We start from the raw sequence: 16,102 nt of genomic DNA, 5'->3' as shown, positions 1-16,102 counted from the left end.
CATCATCGATACGGTGGGATCGTCCGCTGCACGCCCGAGGAGTCCGTCCATGCCCCGCATCGATGTCTGCCTCGCAGCGGCGGTGTGGCTGGCGGGCGTCTGCACCGTGATCGGGCAGGCGCAGTCCGGGGCCGAGTGGGTGATTGTCACGGCTTTCGCGGCCGCGTGCAGTGCCCCGCTGCTGTGGCGCAGCGTCGCTCCGCTTCGGGTCGTCGCGGTGATCGGCGCCGTGGGACTCACCGGCCAGCTGCTCCCGACCTCATCGCTGCTCGACGGACCTTTCCTCCTCGCCTTCGCGCTCGCGATCGGCACGGCGGGTTCCTCTGCCGACGGCCGGCGCCCCGTGCTCGTGGTCACCGCAGCGATCCTGCCTTCACTCATCGTCGGAGCGTGGCAGGCGGAGGACGTGGGCGGGTCCGTGCTCACCGTCGGCTGGCTGGCGCTCGCCTTCACGATCGGTCGTGCGATCGGGCTGCGCCGCTCGTACCTGGCGGTTCGCGCGGCGAACCTGCGGCTCGAGCGCGCGCGGGAGATCGAACGCGAGCTCGCGGCCGAACGACTGGCGATCGCACGCGATCTTCACGACGTGATCGCGCAGTCGGTCGAGACGGTCTCGATGCAGGCGACCATCGGTGCGCACCTCTTCGACAGCGACCCGGACGCGGCGCGCGACGCGCTGCTGAGGATCCGCAGCGCCAGCACGAGCACCTCGCGCAGCATCCGCGAGATGCTCGGAGTCATGCGTGCGTCCGATCAGGCGAGCGACCGCCTGGCGGGCCTCGAGGACCTCGCGGACCTCGTCTCGGCAGCCCGGAGCGAGGCGTGCGCGGCCTCGTTCGCGATCAGCGGCGAGCCCCGCGTCGTCGATTCGTCGATCGGCCCGGCGCTGTACCGGGTCGTTCAGGAGGCCCTGACGAACGTGCGTCGGCACGCGCGGGCCTCCCTCGTCACCGTCGAGCTCGCGTGGCAGCCGGCCGAGATCGCGGTGACGGTCGCAGATGACGGCGTGGGCGCATCCGATGACCTCGCAGAGGGCTACGGTCTACGCGGCATGCGCGAGCGGCTGGCCCTGATCGGCGGCCGACTCGAGATCGACACCGCGGCTCAGCGCGGCTTCCGCGTGCGCGCGAGCGTCCCGACCGAGGCGGTTCCATGATCACGGTGCTGATCGTCGACGACCATCAGCTGGCCAGAGCGGGCCTGCGGGCGCTGATCGATTCCGAGCACGATCTGCGCGTCGTCGGCGAGGCGGGAGACGGTCCGAGCGCCGTGACGAAGAGCCGTGAGCTGCGACCCGACGTTGTGCTCATGGACATCAGGATGCCCGGCGGAGACGGTCTCTCGGCCACGCGCGCCATCACCGCCGACCCGGAGCTGGCGCACACCAGGATCGTTGTGCTGACAAGCTACGACTCCGACGACTCGGTATCGACCGCTCTCAAGCACGGCGCGAGCGGCTACCTGCTGAAGGACTTCGAGGCCCCGGCGCTCGTGCAGGCCATCCGCACCGTGGTCGCCGGCGACGCGCTGCTGGCCCCGGCGATCGCTCGCCGGATCGCCGAGACGTGGTCGCCCGCTGACACCCGACCCGATCCGGCGACGGAACCCCGGTTGGCGGATCTGACAGAACGCGAGCGCGACGTGCTGCTGCTCGTCGCGCAGGGCCGGAACAATGCGAGATCGCCGCCGAGCTCCACATCAGCCACGGCACGGTCAAGACTCATGTCAGTCGAGCCCTGACCAAGCTGGGTGCCCGAGATCGAGCGCAGCTGGTGATCATCGCCTACGAGACCGGGATGGCGGGGCCGCCTCGCCCTGTCGTCCGCGATCAGCGTGACGGGTCCTCCTCTCCGTCATAGCCGCGGAGCTGGTCGCCCGCGAGGAACCCCAGGATCGCCTCCAGGTATGCGGGGCCGGCCTGATCGGTGATGCCGTGCCCGGCGCCGGGCAGGTAGACCAGCGTCGAGGCCGGCAGAGCATCCCGGTAGTCCCGGGTATCGACCCACGGCACGTAGTCGCATTCCGCCCGGAGGACCAGGGCGGGGGTGTCCAGGTTCCGCAGAGCCGGGCGCGGATCGGGCACCGTCTCGAAGTCGGCGTTCGTCATCTGGTTCGTGTAGAAGCCCTGCGGGTTCTGGTGGACCTCGCCGTCGCCGGGCGGCCCTCCGGGGCAGCTCGCCAGATGGCGTCCGGTGACGGCGATCTCGTGCAACCGCGAATCGGCCTCCGCATCGCCGATCAGAGAATGCGAAGCCTGAGGGTTGTTCTCCAGCAGGACCGACTGCAGCAGGAATCGCGGATCCGAGGTGAGCTCGTCGTACCGCTCGCGGTCGGCCCCGGTGAGCTCGCCCCACGGATCCACATCCGTGTCGGGGTGCGCGGCCGGCCAGATCTCGCCCGGCGAGGTGAAGACGACCTTGTCCACCCGATCCGGATGCGCGGCCAGGTACTGCGCCGCCAAGGAGCCGCCCCAGGACTGCCCGATCACGATCAGCCGTTCGGCGCCGATCAGCTCTCGCACCGCTTCGAGATCGGCGACGTTGCGTTCGACCGTGTAGCCGGTGACGTCGCTCAGCCTGGTGGAGCGACCCGCGCCGATCTGGTCGTAGCTGTACACGTCGTAGCCCGCCGCGTTCAGTTCGGCGGTGCCGTAGGGCAGGCCCTCGCTGGGGGTGCCGGGGCCGCCGTGCAGGAAGACGACCGGCACCGGCTTCGTCGGACCGGTCGCGGGGCTCGTGGTGTACGCCAGTCGACTGCCGTCGGGCAGTTCCCAGAACGCGACACCTGCGGGAATCGGCGCCGATGGCTGCACGGGGAACGGCTGCAGGAAGGTGAGGCCGAAGAGAAGCGCCAGAGCGGCCGACCATGCGACGCTCACGATCAGAGCCGGCCGCCACCCGCGCCCTGCGACGGCTGATCCTGCGCGACCGATCAGCAGGGCGACGACGAAGGCGACCACGAGCCCGGCCCCGAGGAAGAGCACGGCGGACGGGAGCTCGGCGGCCACGAGCAGGATCGCGAACGCGCCGGCGACCACCGCGACCAGGCACCCGATCGCGACGATCAGGACGCCGAAGAATCTTCGGGCGATGCGGACGGAGGGGCGTGTGCGGTGGTGTTCAGAGGTGGTCACGTCGATCGACGCTACGAGAGTCGCGGATCGCACGCGTCCGGCGGGAGGCCGAACCCGCATCTGTCTCCGGTCGCACGGCGGAGTCCGTCTGGCGGGTGATTCGCTCGCGACGCGCACCGTGTTTCAATCGAGGGCATGACGAAGCCTCTGCTCTCTGTTCTCGAAGACCATGTCTCGCGCGGTACGGCCCCGGGAATCGTCGTCGTTCGCGGCAGCGCCGACGGACCGGACGAGGTCTTCACGGCGGGTGATCTGCCGGCCGATGCGATCGTGCGCATCCAGTCGATGACGAAGCCGGTCCTGGCGGTCGCCGCACTGCGCCTCGTGCAGGACGGGCGCCTCGGTCTCGACGACCCGATCGAGCGATGGCTCCCGGAGTTCGCGGATCGTCAAGTGCTGCGCACGCCCGATTCGCCACTCGATGATGTCGAGCCGGCGGAGTCGCCGATCATGGTGCGGGATCTGCTGACGAACATGTCGGGGTACGGCATGATGACGGCGCCGTGCCCGTTGCAGGATGCGATGATCGCCAACCGGACACAGGCCGGCCAGGAACCCGTCGCCCTCGGTGCGCAGGAATGGTTGGACGCCCTCGCCGACCTGCCGCTCGCCTTCCAGCCGGGGACCGGATGGCGCTACCACCACTCCTTCGGGATCCTCGGCATCCTGCTCTCCCGCCTGGTCGACGGGTCACTCGAGGATCACCTTCGCGCCGACCTGTTCGCGCCGCTCGGCATGGTCGACACCGGGTACACCGTGCCGATCGAGCAGGCGCATCGGCTGCCTGCCGCGTATCGCCACGACGAGAGCGGCGCGCTGGTGGAGATCGAACCCGCGGCCGGCGGGTTCTCCGTCGCCCCGGCCCCGTTCGACCTGAGCCATTCGGAGCTCGTGTCCACGGCATCCGACTATGCGGCATTCGCGCGGATGCTCGCCGCCGGCGGTGTCCACGGCGGTGAGGTGTTCCTCGAGCCGCAGCTGCTCGAGCTGCTGCGCACGGATCAGGTGCCCGACGCGGCGAAGGCGGAGGACAGCTTCTTCCCCGGGTTCTGGAACGCGACCGGCTGGGGCTTCGGCGTCGCCGTCGTCACGGAGGGCGATCACGCCGGACGCTACGGCTGGTCCGGTGGCCAGGGCACCGACTTCTCCATCGACCCCGACGGGTCCTTCCAGATCGTGCTCACACAGGTCGAGATGGGCGAAGCCGTCATGGAGCTGTTCGCAGACACCCTCTGACGAGGGGTCACTCAGGCGGCAGCACCGGTCTCCCACCGCGGTGACGGCAGATGGATCAGCACCAGCCCGATGGCCGCGATCACGGCGTTCCGGAAGGCGGGATCGAGACCGTTCCAGGCAGTCGAGCGCCACATCTGGAACCACTCTCCGCCGATCGAGATGAAGCCGCCGACGAACAGCAGGATGATCATGACCAGTCCGACGGACGACCACACCCGCGCGGCATGGAACCCGTGGCCGAAGAATCCGCGGACGAAGAACACGACCGCGGTGATCAGGACGATGGCACTGGCCGACTCCCAGACGATCACGCCGATGTACGCGATGTTCCACACCACCGGGTCGGTGATGGCCCGCCACATCACATCGGGATCCAGGCCCTTGCCGGCATCCTGCCCGAAGTTGGTGGTGTCCATGGCCAGGACGTGCTGCACGAAATCGAAGTTCGTGCCGTAGTCGGTGATGTTGCCCAGGGCGACGAGGAAGATGTAGAGCCCGTTCACGAGAACGAGTGCGGCGGCCGCGAACGGAAGCGAGCCGAGAACGTGCCAGCGGGGTTCGACCCCGGTGCGAGCGTCGGTCATGGCCACAAGATAGTGGACGAGGGCGATGCGGTGCCAGGCTTTCGCGCAGGGGGACCTCTCGTCAAACCCGCGGCCGGAAGGAGATCGCGATCGGCGTCGCTGCATCCTCCGTCTCGACCAGGATGGCACCGTCGACCCGCATCGCGCTCACCGGCGACTCGCCGATCCGGGCCGTCGCCTCGTCGACTACGCCGTCCGGGTCCGGCAGCCGGATGCGGCCCCGCTGATCGGTCACCGCGTGGATCTCCTCTCCGGAGCGGGTCCATCGCAGCCACGGAGCATCCGACGGCCGCAGACGCTCTTCGGGGTGCGCACCGAAAACGGCATGGCCGTGCCGGCTGTTCCACTCCCCGATCCCCTCGAGCGTCCGCCGCTGCAGGTCGGGTATGCGACCGGATGCTTCGAGTCCGATGTTGAGCAGGAGGTTGCCGCCGCGCGAGACGACGTCGACCAGCAGCCGCACGGCGTCGTCGGCCGAGAGCATGTGCCCACTCGTCTCGTTGCGGTTATGCCCGAAGGACAGTCCGATGCCGCGGCAGTTCTCCCAGGCCTCGCCGACCTCGACGGCCGTGCCGTGCACGTACTCGCTCGTGCGGAAGTCCCAGTGCGATTCCCCCCATCGGTCGTTGACGACGCCGTGGGGCACCGCGTCGTAGAACGTGCGGAAGGCGTGGGCGAGGCTCTTCGGCCCCGGCTCGATCCCCGCAGCCGGCCAGCGGATGTCGCCCCACAGGACATCGGGGCTGTACCGCTCGATCAGGTCGATCACGTGATCATGCGCGTACTCGGCGTAGGCGAGATCGTCCGGGGCCGGATCGTCATCGTGCTCGATGGGCGGCAGATCGGAGAAGTGCCAGTCGAGCCCGCCGGAGTAGTAGACCCCGAAGCGGAGGCCCGCGGCGCGCGTCGCCGCGGCGAAGGCGCCGACAAGGTCCCGCCGCGGGCCGCGAGCGACCGTGTTGCGGCCCTCGGTCCCCGGCGCATCCCAGAGCGTCACGCCGTCGTGGTGCTTCGTGGTCGGGATGAAGTACCCGGCGCCCGTCGCCGCGACCACGGCCAGCACCTCGTCGGGGTCGAACTCCTCGGCCTTCCATTCGTCGAGGAAGTGGTCGTACGGCGCACCGCCGTGCACGGTCTGCTGATGCTCGTGCGCCGGCGAACCCTCGATGCGGATCGTGTTCGCGTACCACTCCGCGTAGGGATTGTGCGAGTACCACTGCTCCCGAGGCACCGCTCCAAGCTCCCCCGTCGGCTCCGCCCACGCAGGAACGGAGTACGGCCCCCAATGCACGAAGATCCCGAGCGCCGCACCGCGGAACCACTCCGGCAGCGGACGCTCGAACCCGCGGTACGCCTCTGGCCTCACAGCATCCGGTTTGAACATCGCCATTCTCGGCTCCTTCCGTCACACCCTTGTGGGTCGGATCGTCTATCACGTATCCTATAGGAAATATGCGCTCAAAGGAGAGAGTTTCATGACCGACGCATCGTTCCTCCGTACGACCGAGCGAATCCCCGGCGGTGAATGGTTCAGCGGCGCGGGCTTCGGCATCTTCGTGCACTGGGACCAGGCCTCGCAGCAGGGCATCGAGATCTCCTGGCCGCTGGTCGGGCGCTCGATCATCCCCGGCGTGGACGACGTCGACGACGCGGTCACCGTCGCCGGCTATCAGTCCACTGCCCCGACGTTCAACCCGACCGAATGGGATGCTGCCGACCTCGCCCGCCGCGTCAAGGCGGCCGGCGCGACCTATGTCGTCTTCACCGCGCGCCACCACGCCGGCTACAACATGTTCTTCACGGAGCAGTCCGACTTCGGCGTCGAGCACGGGCCGTTCGGCCGCGACATCACCCGCGAGTTCGTCGACGCCGTGCGCGCCGAGGGGATGAAGGTCGGCATCTACTACAGCCTCCCGGACTGGAATCACCCGGACTACCCCGCGTTCCGCGATGAGGACCTGCCGTACAAGCTCGAGCACTGGCCGGCCGCAGGCCTCGCCGAGTTCGCCGACACCCCGGGCGCCACGGATCGACACCGCCGCTCGAGCCCCGAGGAATGGGAGCGCTACCTCGAGTACGTCCGCGCCCAGCTGCGCGAGCTGCTCACGAACTACGGCACGATCGACCTGCTCTGGTTCGACGGGGACTGGGAGCGCTCGGCCGCCGAATGGACCGCACCGGGACTGCGCCGCCTCATCAAGGAACTGCAGCCTGACGTCGTGATCAACGACCGCCTCCCCGGTCAGGGCGACTATCGCACGCCCGAGCAGGGCTTCCCGCTCACCGTCCCGACCGGCCCGTGGGAGCTGTGCCTGACCATCGGCGACCACTGGGCCTGGCGCAAGGGACCCGACAACGAGAAATCGGCGCGCTCGCTGCTCGTGACGCTCATCGACGTGGTGGCGCGCGGCGGCAACCTGCTGCTCAACGTCGGCCCCGGCCCCGCCGGCACGCTGCCGCACATCGAGAACGAGCGTCTGCAGGAATTCGCCGAATGGATGCGGGCGCACGCCGAGTCCGTGACCGGCGTCGAGCCCACGCAGGGCATCGACTTCCACGGCCCCAGCACCGCCCGAGAGGGACGCCTCTACCTGCACCTCACCGCACTCCCGGTCGACGAGATCATCGTGCGCGGGCTCCCGGTGCGGCGCATCACCCGCGTGCACCGCCTCGCCGACGGCCTCGAACTGCAGCATGACGCCAGCTTCGAGGTGCACGAGTCCTCCACAGCGGGCGACGACTCCGGCGAGCTGCGCATCGTCGCCGCGGCTCCCAGCGGCGCTCTGATCGACGTGATCGCCATCGACTTCTCCGACGACTGACCCGAGCAGCACCCCCCACCCCGCATCGAAAGCAGCATCCAATGAAGGAGGCAGTCAGTATGAATGCAGTCTCGAACCGGCGCGTGAAGCGCCTCATCCTCACCGGCGCGGCCGGTCTCACGGCCCTCACACTCGCCGGCTGCGCCGGCGCCTCGGGCGGCGGCGGCGAGGCCGGCGGACCGCTCGTGCTCTACACCTGGGCCGCGAGCGAGGGCGACCAGGCCCAGTGGGCCGACTTCATCGACGGCGCGAAGGCCGAGGACCCCGACCTCGACATCTCCGTCGAAGGGCCGAGCTTCGCCGACTACTGGACCAAGGTCAAGACACGCCTCTCCGGCTCCAATCCGCCCTGCCTGCTCACGACGCAGGCGGCGCGGGCCCAGGAGCTCGGCGACCTGCTCATGCCTCTCGACGACCTGATCGAGAAGAGCGGCTTCGACGTGGACAACATCGACGCCTCGATGCTCAGCGGCATGACAGTCGACGGCACGATCCGCGCGATCCCCTACGACGCCGAGCCGATCGTGCTCTTCTACAACGTCGAGGCGTTCCAGGCCGCCGGCCTCGACCTGCCTGGTACCGAGTACACCCGCGACCAGTTCATCTCCGACGCGAAGGCCCTCACCGACGGCGAGAAGAAGGGCCTCGCGCTCGCGCCGGGCGTCTTCATCCCGAACGCCTGGTCGCTGGCCGACGGCGTGCCCGCCGTGACCGAAGACGGCGAGCTCGACCTCACCAACCCCGACTTCGTCGACCAGATGCAGAGCTTCTTCGACCTGGTCGCGGTCGAGGGCGTCGCGAAGGCGCCCGAGGCGGCCGACGGCTCCGAGGTGTCACAGCAGGCGTTCACCAGCGGTGCGGTGCCGATGCTCATCGAGGGTCCGTGGATGTACGGCAGCTTCGCGGATGCCGCAGACTTCACCCTCGGCGTCAGCATCGTCCCCTCCACCAGCGGCGAAGCGGCGGCGATGACGGCCGGATCCGGATTCGGCATCGCCGCGAACTGCGAGCGCCCCGACGAGGCGTTCGCCGCGATCGAAGCCCTCACCTCGCTCGCCGTGCAGGAGAAGCAGGCCGAGGCCCGAGGCATCGTGCCGGCTCGCATCGAGGCGCTCCCGGCCTGGGCCGAGGGCAAGACGGAGGGCTCCTCCGCGGTCGTCGAGGCCCTGCTCTCGAACGCGACCCCGCAGCGCACCACCACGACCTGGAACCAGGTCGAGACCCTGATGACCCAGTACGGCGTGCAGGGGTACCGCGGTGAGCTGACGGCCGAGGAGATCATGGAGACGATCCAGAACTCGGTCCAGGGCTGAGCGGATGGCGATCATGAGCGATCGGAGTGAGGCCCCGGCATCCTCCACGATGCCCGCCGGGGCGGGGGTGCCGATCGGCGCCCCCGCCCCGGCGGGGCCTCGGCTGCCGCGCCGACGCGGTCACGGATGGGTGGCGCTGGCGTTCCTCGCCCCCGGGATGATCGGGTTCGTCCTGTTCATCCTGACCCCGCTTTTCGGGTCGGCCTTCATCAGCCTCTTCGACTGGAAGCTGTTCGGCACCCCCGAGTTCATCGGCGTCGAGAACTACCTGAAACTGTTCCGCGATCCGACCTTCTACACGGTGCTCGGCAACACGGTGATCTTCGCCGTCGTCTACACGGCGCTGAATCTCTTCGTCGCTCTCGTGATCTCGCTGTGGCTCGGCACCCGGATGAAGGCGGCCGGCGCCTGGCGCGTGGTCTTCTTCCTCCCGGTCATCACCCCGATGGTCGCGAACGCTCTCGTCTGGCGTCTGCTGCTCTCGCAGGACGGCCTGGTCAATTCGATGCTCGCCACGGTCGGCATCGACGGTCCGAACTGGCTGTCCGATTCCGCCTGGGCGCTGCCCTCCGTGATCGCGATGTCGGTCTGGCAGTCGTTCGGCTACAACGTGATCGTGCTGTCGGCCGGTCTCAGCGCCAACCCGAAGGAGCTGCTGGAGGCGTCTCGCATCGACGGCACCAGCGCCTGGCAGCGTCTGCGGTACATCATCCTGCCGCTGCTCTCGCCGTCGCTGTTCTTCTGCTCGACGATGACCATGATCGGCGCCTTCCAGGTTTTCGTCCAGCCACTGTTCCTCACGCAGGGCGGTCCGGGCGAGAGCACCAACACGTTCGTGCTGTACCTGTACCGCAACGGATTCGTCTTCGACCGACTCGGCTACGCCTCCGCCCTCGCGTGGATCCTGTTCGTCGTGGTGATGCTCATCACGGCCCTGCAGTTCGTCGGCCAGCGCAAGTGGGTGAACTATGAGTGAGATCCGAGTGAGCCTCCCCCGTCGAGCGCATCAGCGCCGTGCATCCGTCAAGGTATGGCTGAACACCGCGGGCATCGCGATCGTCGCGCTGATCTTCGCGTTCCCCTTCATCTGGATGTTCCTCACGGCACTCAAGCCGGAGAACGAGGTCTTCACGGCGACGCCGCAGATCTTCGGGTCCGAGATCCGCTGGGCGAACTTCGTCGAGGCGTGGACGGTCGTCCCCTTCGGGCGTTTCATCCTCAACGGCCTGTTCGTCGCGATCGCCGGCGCCGCGCTCTCGGTCGTCGTCGCCGTGCTGTCGGCCTACGCGTTCTCGCGACTGCGGTTCAAGTTCCGCGACCAGCTGTTCCTGCTCTTCGTGCTCACGCTCGTGCTGCCCCAGGAAGTGCTCGTGGTGCCGCTGTTCATCATGATCAACAGCTGGGGCTGGAACGACAGCTACGGCGCCCTGATCATCCCGTTCGCCTTCACCGCGTTCGGCACGTTCCTGATGCGGCAGTTCTTCCTCACGATCCCGATCGAGTACGAGGAGGCAGCACTGATCGACGGGGCCTCGCGGTTCCGCACCCTGTGGTCGGTGCTGCTGCCGCAGCTCGTCGCGCCGCTGAGCGTGCTCGCGGTCTTCTCCTTCATCGGCTACTGGAACTCGTACCTCTGGCCGCTGATCATCATCAACACACAGGACATGGCGACAGTGCCGCTCGGGCTCGGGATGTTCACCGGCCAGTTCGGCACGCAGTGGTCGCTGCTCATGGCGGCGTCGACGCTCGCCGTCATCCCCTCGCTGATCCTCGTGCTGCTGCTGCAACGGCAGCTCATCAAGGGGGTCACCCTGGGCGGACTCGGAGGACGATGATGAACACAGCCCAGACCGTGCCGGACGCCACGGCCGGCAGCCGCATCGTGCACGTCGAGGCACAGCTTTGCGACCTGCCGGTAGAGACGCAGCGCACCGACGCCCTGCAGACCTTCGTCAAGCAGGAGACGATCTTCGTGCGGCTCCGTACCGCCGACGGCACCGAGGGCGTGGGCTACAGCTACACGATCGGCACCGGCGGCGGGGCGGTGCTGAGCCTGCTGCGCGAGACACTGCTGCCGGCACTGATCGGCCTCGAGGCCGAGCGTCCGGAGGCCGTCTGGCTCGCCTTGTTCGGCATCACCCGCGCCACCACCGTCGGGCCGATCACCGCACTCGCCCTCGCCGCGATCGACACCGCGGTATGGGATGCGAAGACCCGTCGTGCGGGCCTTCCGCTCTGGGTCGCGGCCGGCGGGGCATCGCCCTCGATTCCGATGTACGACACCGAGGGCGGCTGGCTGCACTTCGGCACCGACGAGCTCGTCGCCCACGCCCATGCCGCGAAGGAGCGCGGTATGGGCGGGGTCAAGATCAAGGTCGGGATGCCGCGTGGCCACCAGGACCTCGAGCGGTTGCGCGCCGTGCGCGACGCGGTCGGCCCCGGCATGGACATCATGGTCGACGCGAACCAGTCGTTCACCGTCTCGGAGGCCGTGCGCCGCTCCCGACTGTTCGAACAGGTCGACGTGTTCTGGTTCGAGGAGCCACTGCCGGCGGAAGACATCGAGGGGCATCGGCAGCTCGCCCGCTCGACGTCGGTGCCGATCGCGGTCGGCGAGAGCATGTACTCGCTCGGTCATTTCCGTGAGCACCTGCAGCGTGGTGGCGCGTCCATCGTGCAGCCGGACGTGGCGCGGGTCGGCGGCATCACACCGTGGCTCAAGATCGCGCACCTCGCGGAGTCGTTCAACGCCCCCGTCGCCCCGCACTTCCTCATGGAGCTGCACGTGTCGCTCGTGTGCGCGATTCCGAACGCCCTCTACCTCGAGCACATCCCGCAATTGCGGGCCGTGACGACGGATGAGCTGCGCATCGAGGACGGCCGCGGCTGGGCGCCGACGACTCCGGGCATCGGCATCGCCTGGGACGCCTCGGCCCTCGATCGTGTGAGCGTCGGATGACGACTCCCGACCCGGTCCCGATCGGTCGCGGCGGCCTGACCGCTCCACCCCTCGGTTACGGCGCCGCGTCGCTCGGGAACCTCTATCAGGCGCTGTCCGAGAACGAGTGGCCCGAGATCGTGCCGGCGGCGTGGGCCGGCGGCATCCGATATTTCGATACCGCTCCGCACTACGGGCTGGGTCTCGCAGAACGGCGGCTGGGTGAGAGTCTGCGGGCGCTGCCTCGCGACGAGTACGTCGTCTCGACCAAGGTCGGGCGGCTGCTCGTGCCGCAGGATGCCGCGAGGCGCACCGACCACGAGAACCTCTTCGCCGTGCCGGCGGACCACCGGCGCGTGCGCGACTACTCGCGCGACGGCGTGCTGCGCTCGATCGAGAGCTCGCTCGAGCGGCTCGGCCTGGATCGCATCGACCTGGTACTCGTGCACGACGCCGACGAGCACGAGCGCGAGGCCCTCGACGGCGCCTTCCCCGCCCTGAGCGAGCTGCGAGACCAGGGCGTGATCACCTCGTTCGGCGCAGGAATGAACCAGAGCGCGATGCTCGCGCGCTTCGTTGCCGCGACCGATGCCGACGTGATGATGGTCGCCGGGCGCTGGACGCTGCTCGACCAGTCCGCGGCCGACGACCTGCTGCCGCTCGCGCTCCAGCGCGAGGTGTCGGTGATCTCGGCAGCGGTCTTCAACTCCGGCATCCTCGCGACCGACGCTCCGGGTGCGGGCGATACCTTCGACTACGGTCCCGCCGCCGGCGCCGTCGTGGAGCGCGCACAGGCGATCGCTTCCGTCGCACACCGCCACGGCAGCACGCTGCCTGAGCTCGCGGTGCAGTTCCCGCTGACCCATCCGGCCGTCGCTGCGGTCGTGACCGGCGGCGCCAGCGCGGCGCAGGCGACCCGTAACAGCGGGCTCATCGACCGGCCGGTCGCAGACGCCGTCTGGGACGAGCTGCGCGATCGCGGCCTCGTCGCCCCTTCCCGCATGCACGCGCGGCAGCCGGGGGCGCGGGTGGAGCAACCCGTACGATGAGTCTCATGTTCAGCGACGACGTGGCTCGCAGCCCCCGGGCGCTCCCCGCGCGACGGGCCCTCGTCGACGACGTGTACGACGCCGTGCTCGCGCTCCTGATGGACCGCGCTATCGAGCCCGGCGCGCGCGTCAACATCGACGCCGTGGCCCGCGACCTCGATGTCTCGCCGACACCCGTGCGGGAGGCGCTCGCCCGCCTGGAATCGGAAGGCCTCGTCGCGAAGCGCGCGTTGAAGGGCTACGTGGCTGCGCCGCTCCTCGACGCCGCCGGACTGCGCGATCTCTATGACATGCGCGAGCTCCTCGAACCGGAGGCCGCCCGACGCGCGTCCGCGAACCTCGACGACGCGACGGCCGCTGAGCTCTCGGAATCCGTCGGGCAGATGCGCACGGCATCCGCCCCTGACGATGACGAGCACTTCCAGAACTACCGGCGCTTCATCGAGGAAGACCTCCGCTTCCACCACCTGATCGCCGATCGGGCACTCAGCCCGCTCCTCACCGAGGCGATCGTGCGACTGCGCTCGCACATGCATCTCTACCGACTCAACTTCCGGCACGACTTCGAAGAAGACACGGTCAGCGAGCACGAGCAGATCCTCGACGCGCTGCGTCGACGTGATCCGGATGCCGCGGCGACGGCCATGCGGACACACATCGAGAATTCGTACCAGCGCCTCGGCCCCATCCTCGCGCGTCGAGCCGAGGCGCCGACCGACCGCTGACAGACGGCTGGCCGACGGCTGGCCGATTCGGGTTGCGGTGCGTCGAGCGAACCCGGATGATTAATTCATGACGTCAAGTATCAGTCTCCCTCGCGTCGACCCCCTCGGGACGCGCGCCCTCGCGCACCTCCGCCGCGGCGGTGTCAGCGTGGTGTTCGCCGCCGACGCGTTCGGGGCGCCGGCACTCGCGCACTGGGGTCGAGCGCTCGACGACGACGATGTCGCCGGCATGATCGCCACGGCGACCCCGGCGGTGATGAACAGCTCGATCGACATCCCCCGGTCGTTCTCGATCGCCGCCGGCCGCGCACACGGATGGTCGGGCACTCCGGCGATCGAGGCGGATGCGACGGGTGCCGTCATCGACGGCTTCACGCTCATCTCGACGGACGCCGCGGAGTCCGAGGTGCAGTTCACGATGCACGACGCGGCCTCGCTCGCCGACGTGGTGTTCGCCTATCGGCTGGACGCCGCCGGCATCCTGCACGCCACGATCGAGCTCCGCAACACCGCCGATCGGGCGGTCGACGTCCGCGCCGCTCGCGCGCTCCTCCCGCTGCCCGGTCGCGCAGAGGAGGTGCTCGACTTCTCCGGACGCTGGACCAACGAGCGCCGCCCGCAGCGTTCGCCCATCCACGACGGCACCCGGCTCCGCTCCTCCCGGCGCGGGCGGCCGGGGCACGATTCCGCGCTGCTCACGATGGCAGGGACCGCGGGCTTCCGGTTCCGCGCGGGCGAGATCTGGGCCGCGCACCTCGCCTGGAGCGGCAACCAGGAGACACTCGTGGAACGCCTCCCGGAGGGTGCCGGCGTGCACAGCTCCGTACTGGGTACGGGCGAGCTCGTCGATGCCGGCGAGATCCGCCTCCGACCCGGCGAGACCTACCGGTCGCCGGAGGCACTGTTCGTCTGGAGCGATGAGGGGATCGACGGCGTCACCGCGCGACTGCACGCCGCCATCCGCTCCCGCCCCGAACACCCCCGATCGCCACGCCCCCTGCTGCTCAACACGTGGGAGGCCGTGTACTTCGAACACGACCTCGACACACTCTCCGCCCTGGCCGGGTCTGCCGCGGAACTCGGCATCGAGCGGTTCGTGCTCGACGACGGCTGGTTCCGCGGGCGCCGCGACGACCACGCCGGACTCGGCGACTGGTTCGTCGACGACGAGGTCTGGCCCGCCGGGCTCCGGCCGCTGTCGGACCGGGTGCACGAACGGGGCATGCAGTTCGGCCTCTGGTTCGAGCCCGAGATGGTGAACCCCGACTCCGACCTCGCCCGCACCCATCCGGACTGGCTCCTGGGCGAGGAACGGCAGCTCGAGTCGCGTCATCAGTTCGTGCTCGACTTCTCCCGCGAGGAGGTGGCCACGTACGTCGTGGACCGCCTCGACGCGGTGATCACCGAAGCGGCCGTCGACTTCGTGAAGTGGGACCACAACCGCGATCTGCACGCAGCACTCGGGGCCCACGGCGATCGGCGGGTACGGGCGCACACGCAGGGCGTCTACCGCGTGCTCGACGAGATCCGCCGTCGGCATCCGCTGCTCGAGATCGAGTCATGCGCGAGCGGTGGCGCACGGGTCGATCTCGGGATCCTCGCGCGCACCGATCGCGTGTGGGCGTCGGACTGCAACGACCCCGTCGAACGCCAGAGCATCCAGCGCTGGACGCAGACCCTGCTGCCGCCCGAGCTGATCGGCTCCCATATCGGCGCCGCCGAGTCGCACACCACACACCGGCACGCGTCGTTCTCCTTCCGGGCGGTCACCGCTCTGTTCGGGCACGCCGGCCTGGAATGGGACATCGACACGGCAACCGAGGACGAACGCCGTGGGATCGCGGCGTGGGCGGCGCTGTACAAGGAGATGCGAGGCCTGATCCACTCGGGCGTCACCGTTCGCGCCGACACGGTCGACGATGGTGCGCTGTTGCACGGCATCGTCGCACACGATCGACGCGAAGCACTGTTCGCGTGGGTCCGCACCGAGACCAGCGGCGTCGCTCACACGCCGCGCGTGCAGATCCCCGGACTCGATCCGCGCACGCACTACCGCGTGCGGGTGCGCGACGAGGCCGGTCCGGCGAGCCGCCACGAGGTCGAGGACCCGTCATGGCTGCGGCAAAGCGACGACCTCATCTGCACGGGTGCCGTGCTCGAGCAGGGACTGCCGCTGCCGGTGCTGAACCCCAGCCAGGCGATGCTCCTGCACTTCACGGCCATCGAGGCCTGAGGCATCCACTCAGGGTTGCACAATTCCTGAGGCAGAGTTATATTACGTTGTAAAGTAATCCACCTCGAG

Annotated in this window: 15 protein-coding genes; 12 read left to right on the top strand and 3 right to left on the bottom strand. The window is 69.1% G+C overall.

Annotated features, from left to right (window positions below; translation table 11 throughout):
* The first annotated feature begins 49 nt into the window (after positions 1-49).
* Genes DC434_RS02350 through DC434_RS20450 form a run of 3 tightly spaced genes read left to right on the top strand, consistent with a single transcriptional unit; the run spans position 50 to position 1,859 of the window.
* Positions 50-1,156: a histidine kinase gene (locus DC434_RS02350; protein WP_116633648.1), complete on the top strand. Its 1,107-nt coding sequence runs from the start codon at positions 50-52 to the stop codon at positions 1,154-1,156.
* A complete protein-coding gene (locus DC434_RS02345) occupies positions 1,153-1,740 on the top strand; it encodes a response regulator transcription factor (RefSeq protein ID WP_347707142.1) in 588 nt (195 codons plus the stop codon). The genes DC434_RS02350 and DC434_RS02345 overlap by 4 nt, the downstream gene beginning before the upstream one ends.
* Positions 1,680-1,859, top strand: coding sequence for a helix-turn-helix transcriptional regulator (locus tag DC434_RS20450; protein WP_347707143.1), 180 nt, complete (start codon positions 1,680-1,682; stop codon positions 1,857-1,859). The genes DC434_RS02345 and DC434_RS20450 overlap by 61 nt, the downstream gene beginning before the upstream one ends.
* Here the strand turns inward: DC434_RS20450 and DC434_RS02340 are convergent.
* Positions 1,829-3,133, bottom strand: a complete 1,305-nt coding sequence (locus tag DC434_RS02340) for an alpha/beta hydrolase (RefSeq protein WP_165807975.1) — start codon at positions 3,131-3,133, stop codon at positions 1,829-1,831. The two genes, DC434_RS20450 and DC434_RS02340, sit on opposite strands and share 31 nt — an antisense overlap.
* Before the next feature lie 135 nt (positions 3,134-3,268).
* Between DC434_RS02340 and DC434_RS02335 the strand changes: the two genes are divergently transcribed.
* Positions 3,269-4,369, top strand: a complete 1,101-nt coding sequence (locus DC434_RS02335) for a serine hydrolase domain-containing protein (protein ID WP_116633646.1) — start codon at positions 3,269-3,271, stop codon at positions 4,367-4,369.
* Positions 4,370-4,380: 11 nt separating this feature from the next.
* Here the strand turns inward: DC434_RS02335 and DC434_RS02330 are convergent, their stop codons facing one another.
* Both DC434_RS02330 and DC434_RS02325 read right to left on the bottom strand, forming a co-directional pair.
* Entirely contained in the window at positions 4,381-4,953 is a 573-nt protein-coding gene (locus DC434_RS02330; protein WP_116634009.1) for a DUF2165 domain-containing protein, read from the bottom strand.
* Between the two features lie 61 nt (positions 4,954-5,014).
* Entirely contained in the window at positions 5,015-6,343 is a 1,329-nt protein-coding gene (locus DC434_RS02325) for an alpha-L-fucosidase (RefSeq protein WP_116633645.1), read from the bottom strand.
* A gap of 85 nt (positions 6,344-6,428) precedes the next feature.
* Between DC434_RS02325 and DC434_RS02320 the strand changes: the two genes are divergently transcribed.
* The 8 genes from DC434_RS02320 (at position 6,429) to DC434_RS02285 (ending at position 16,033) form a co-directional block, all read left to right on the top strand.
* Positions 6,429-7,775 (top strand): alpha-L-fucosidase, encoded by a 1,347-nt coding sequence (locus DC434_RS02320; protein ID WP_116633644.1) that lies wholly within the window; start codon positions 6,429-6,431, stop codon positions 7,773-7,775.
* 59 nt (positions 7,776-7,834) lie between these two features.
* Entirely contained in the window at positions 7,835-9,088 is a 1,254-nt protein-coding gene (locus tag DC434_RS02315; RefSeq protein ID WP_243408764.1) for a sugar ABC transporter substrate-binding protein, read from the top strand.
* Positions 9,089-9,101: 13 nt separating this feature from the next.
* Positions 9,102-10,064: a sugar ABC transporter permease gene (locus DC434_RS02310; RefSeq protein WP_243408763.1), complete on the top strand. Its 963-nt coding sequence runs from the start codon at positions 9,102-9,104 to the stop codon at positions 10,062-10,064.
* On the top strand, positions 10,057-10,923 hold the full coding sequence (locus tag DC434_RS02305) for a carbohydrate ABC transporter permease (RefSeq protein ID WP_116633642.1): 867 nt from the start codon (positions 10,057-10,059) through the stop codon (positions 10,921-10,923). The genes DC434_RS02310 and DC434_RS02305 overlap by 8 nt, the downstream gene beginning before the upstream one ends.
* Positions 10,920-12,047, top strand: a complete 1,128-nt coding sequence (locus DC434_RS02300) for a mandelate racemase/muconate lactonizing enzyme family protein (protein ID WP_243408762.1) — start codon at positions 10,920-10,922, stop codon at positions 12,045-12,047. Before DC434_RS02305 ends, DC434_RS02300 begins: the two co-directional genes overlap by 4 nt.
* The gene (locus DC434_RS02295; protein WP_116633640.1) at positions 12,044-13,075 is read left to right on the top strand and encodes an aldo/keto reductase; all 1,032 of its coding nucleotides are present in this window, start codon (positions 12,044-12,046) and stop codon (positions 13,073-13,075) included. The genes DC434_RS02300 and DC434_RS02295 overlap by 4 nt, the downstream gene beginning before the upstream one ends.
* 5 nt (positions 13,076-13,080) lie before the next feature.
* The gene (locus DC434_RS02290) at positions 13,081-13,800 is read left to right on the top strand and encodes a GntR family transcriptional regulator (RefSeq protein WP_116633639.1); all 720 of its coding nucleotides are present in this window, start codon (positions 13,081-13,083) and stop codon (positions 13,798-13,800) included.
* A 67-nt stretch (positions 13,801-13,867) separates the two neighbouring features.
* Entirely contained in the window at positions 13,868-16,033 is a 2,166-nt protein-coding gene (locus tag DC434_RS02285; protein WP_116633638.1) for an alpha-galactosidase, read from the top strand.
* The last annotated feature ends 69 nt before the right edge of the window (positions 16,034-16,102 follow it).

The organism is Microbacterium sp. TPD7012, from assembly GCF_003075395.1.
In the GTDB taxonomy this organism is placed as follows: Bacteria; Actinomycetota; Actinomycetes; order Actinomycetales; family Microbacteriaceae; genus Microbacterium.
The sequence above is the reverse complement of the archived record's forward strand: the minus strand, read 5'-3'. Positions and strand labels throughout refer to the sequence as shown.

Coding starts and splice junctions, on each gene's coding strand:
- DC434_RS02305 (WP_116633642.1), top strand. CDS start 10,057: ATGAGTGAGATCCGAGTGAGCCTCCCCCGTCGAGCGCATCAGCGCCGT.
- DC434_RS02345 (WP_347707142.1), top strand. CDS start 1,153: ATGATCACGGTGCTGATCGTCGACGACCATCAGCTGGCCAGAGCGGGC.
- DC434_RS02300 (WP_243408762.1), top strand. CDS start 10,920: ATGATGAACACAGCCCAGACCGTGCCGGACGCCACGGCCGGCAGCCGC.
- DC434_RS02335 (WP_116633646.1), top strand. CDS start 3,269: ATGACGAAGCCTCTGCTCTCTGTTCTCGAAGACCATGTCTCGCGCGGT.
- DC434_RS02290 (WP_116633639.1), top strand. CDS start 13,081: ATGTTCAGCGACGACGTGGCTCGCAGCCCCCGGGCGCTCCCCGCGCGA.
- DC434_RS02325 (WP_116633645.1), bottom strand. CDS start 6,343: ATGGCGATGTTCAAACCGGATGCTGTGAGGCCAGAGGCGTACCGCGGG.
- DC434_RS02350 (WP_116633648.1), top strand. CDS start 50: ATGCCCCGCATCGATGTCTGCCTCGCAGCGGCGGTGTGGCTGGCGGGC.
- DC434_RS02295 (WP_116633640.1), top strand. CDS start 12,044: ATGACGACTCCCGACCCGGTCCCGATCGGTCGCGGCGGCCTGACCGCT.
- DC434_RS02315 (WP_243408764.1), top strand. CDS start 7,835: ATGAATGCAGTCTCGAACCGGCGCGTGAAGCGCCTCATCCTCACCGGC.
- DC434_RS02320 (WP_116633644.1), top strand. CDS start 6,429: ATGACCGACGCATCGTTCCTCCGTACGACCGAGCGAATCCCCGGCGGT.
- DC434_RS02330 (WP_116634009.1), bottom strand. CDS start 4,953: ATGACCGACGCTCGCACCGGGGTCGAACCCCGCTGGCACGTTCTCGGC.
- DC434_RS02310 (WP_243408763.1), top strand. CDS start 9,102: ATGAGCGATCGGAGTGAGGCCCCGGCATCCTCCACGATGCCCGCCGGG.
- DC434_RS02285 (WP_116633638.1), top strand. CDS start 13,868: ATGACGTCAAGTATCAGTCTCCCTCGCGTCGACCCCCTCGGGACGCGC.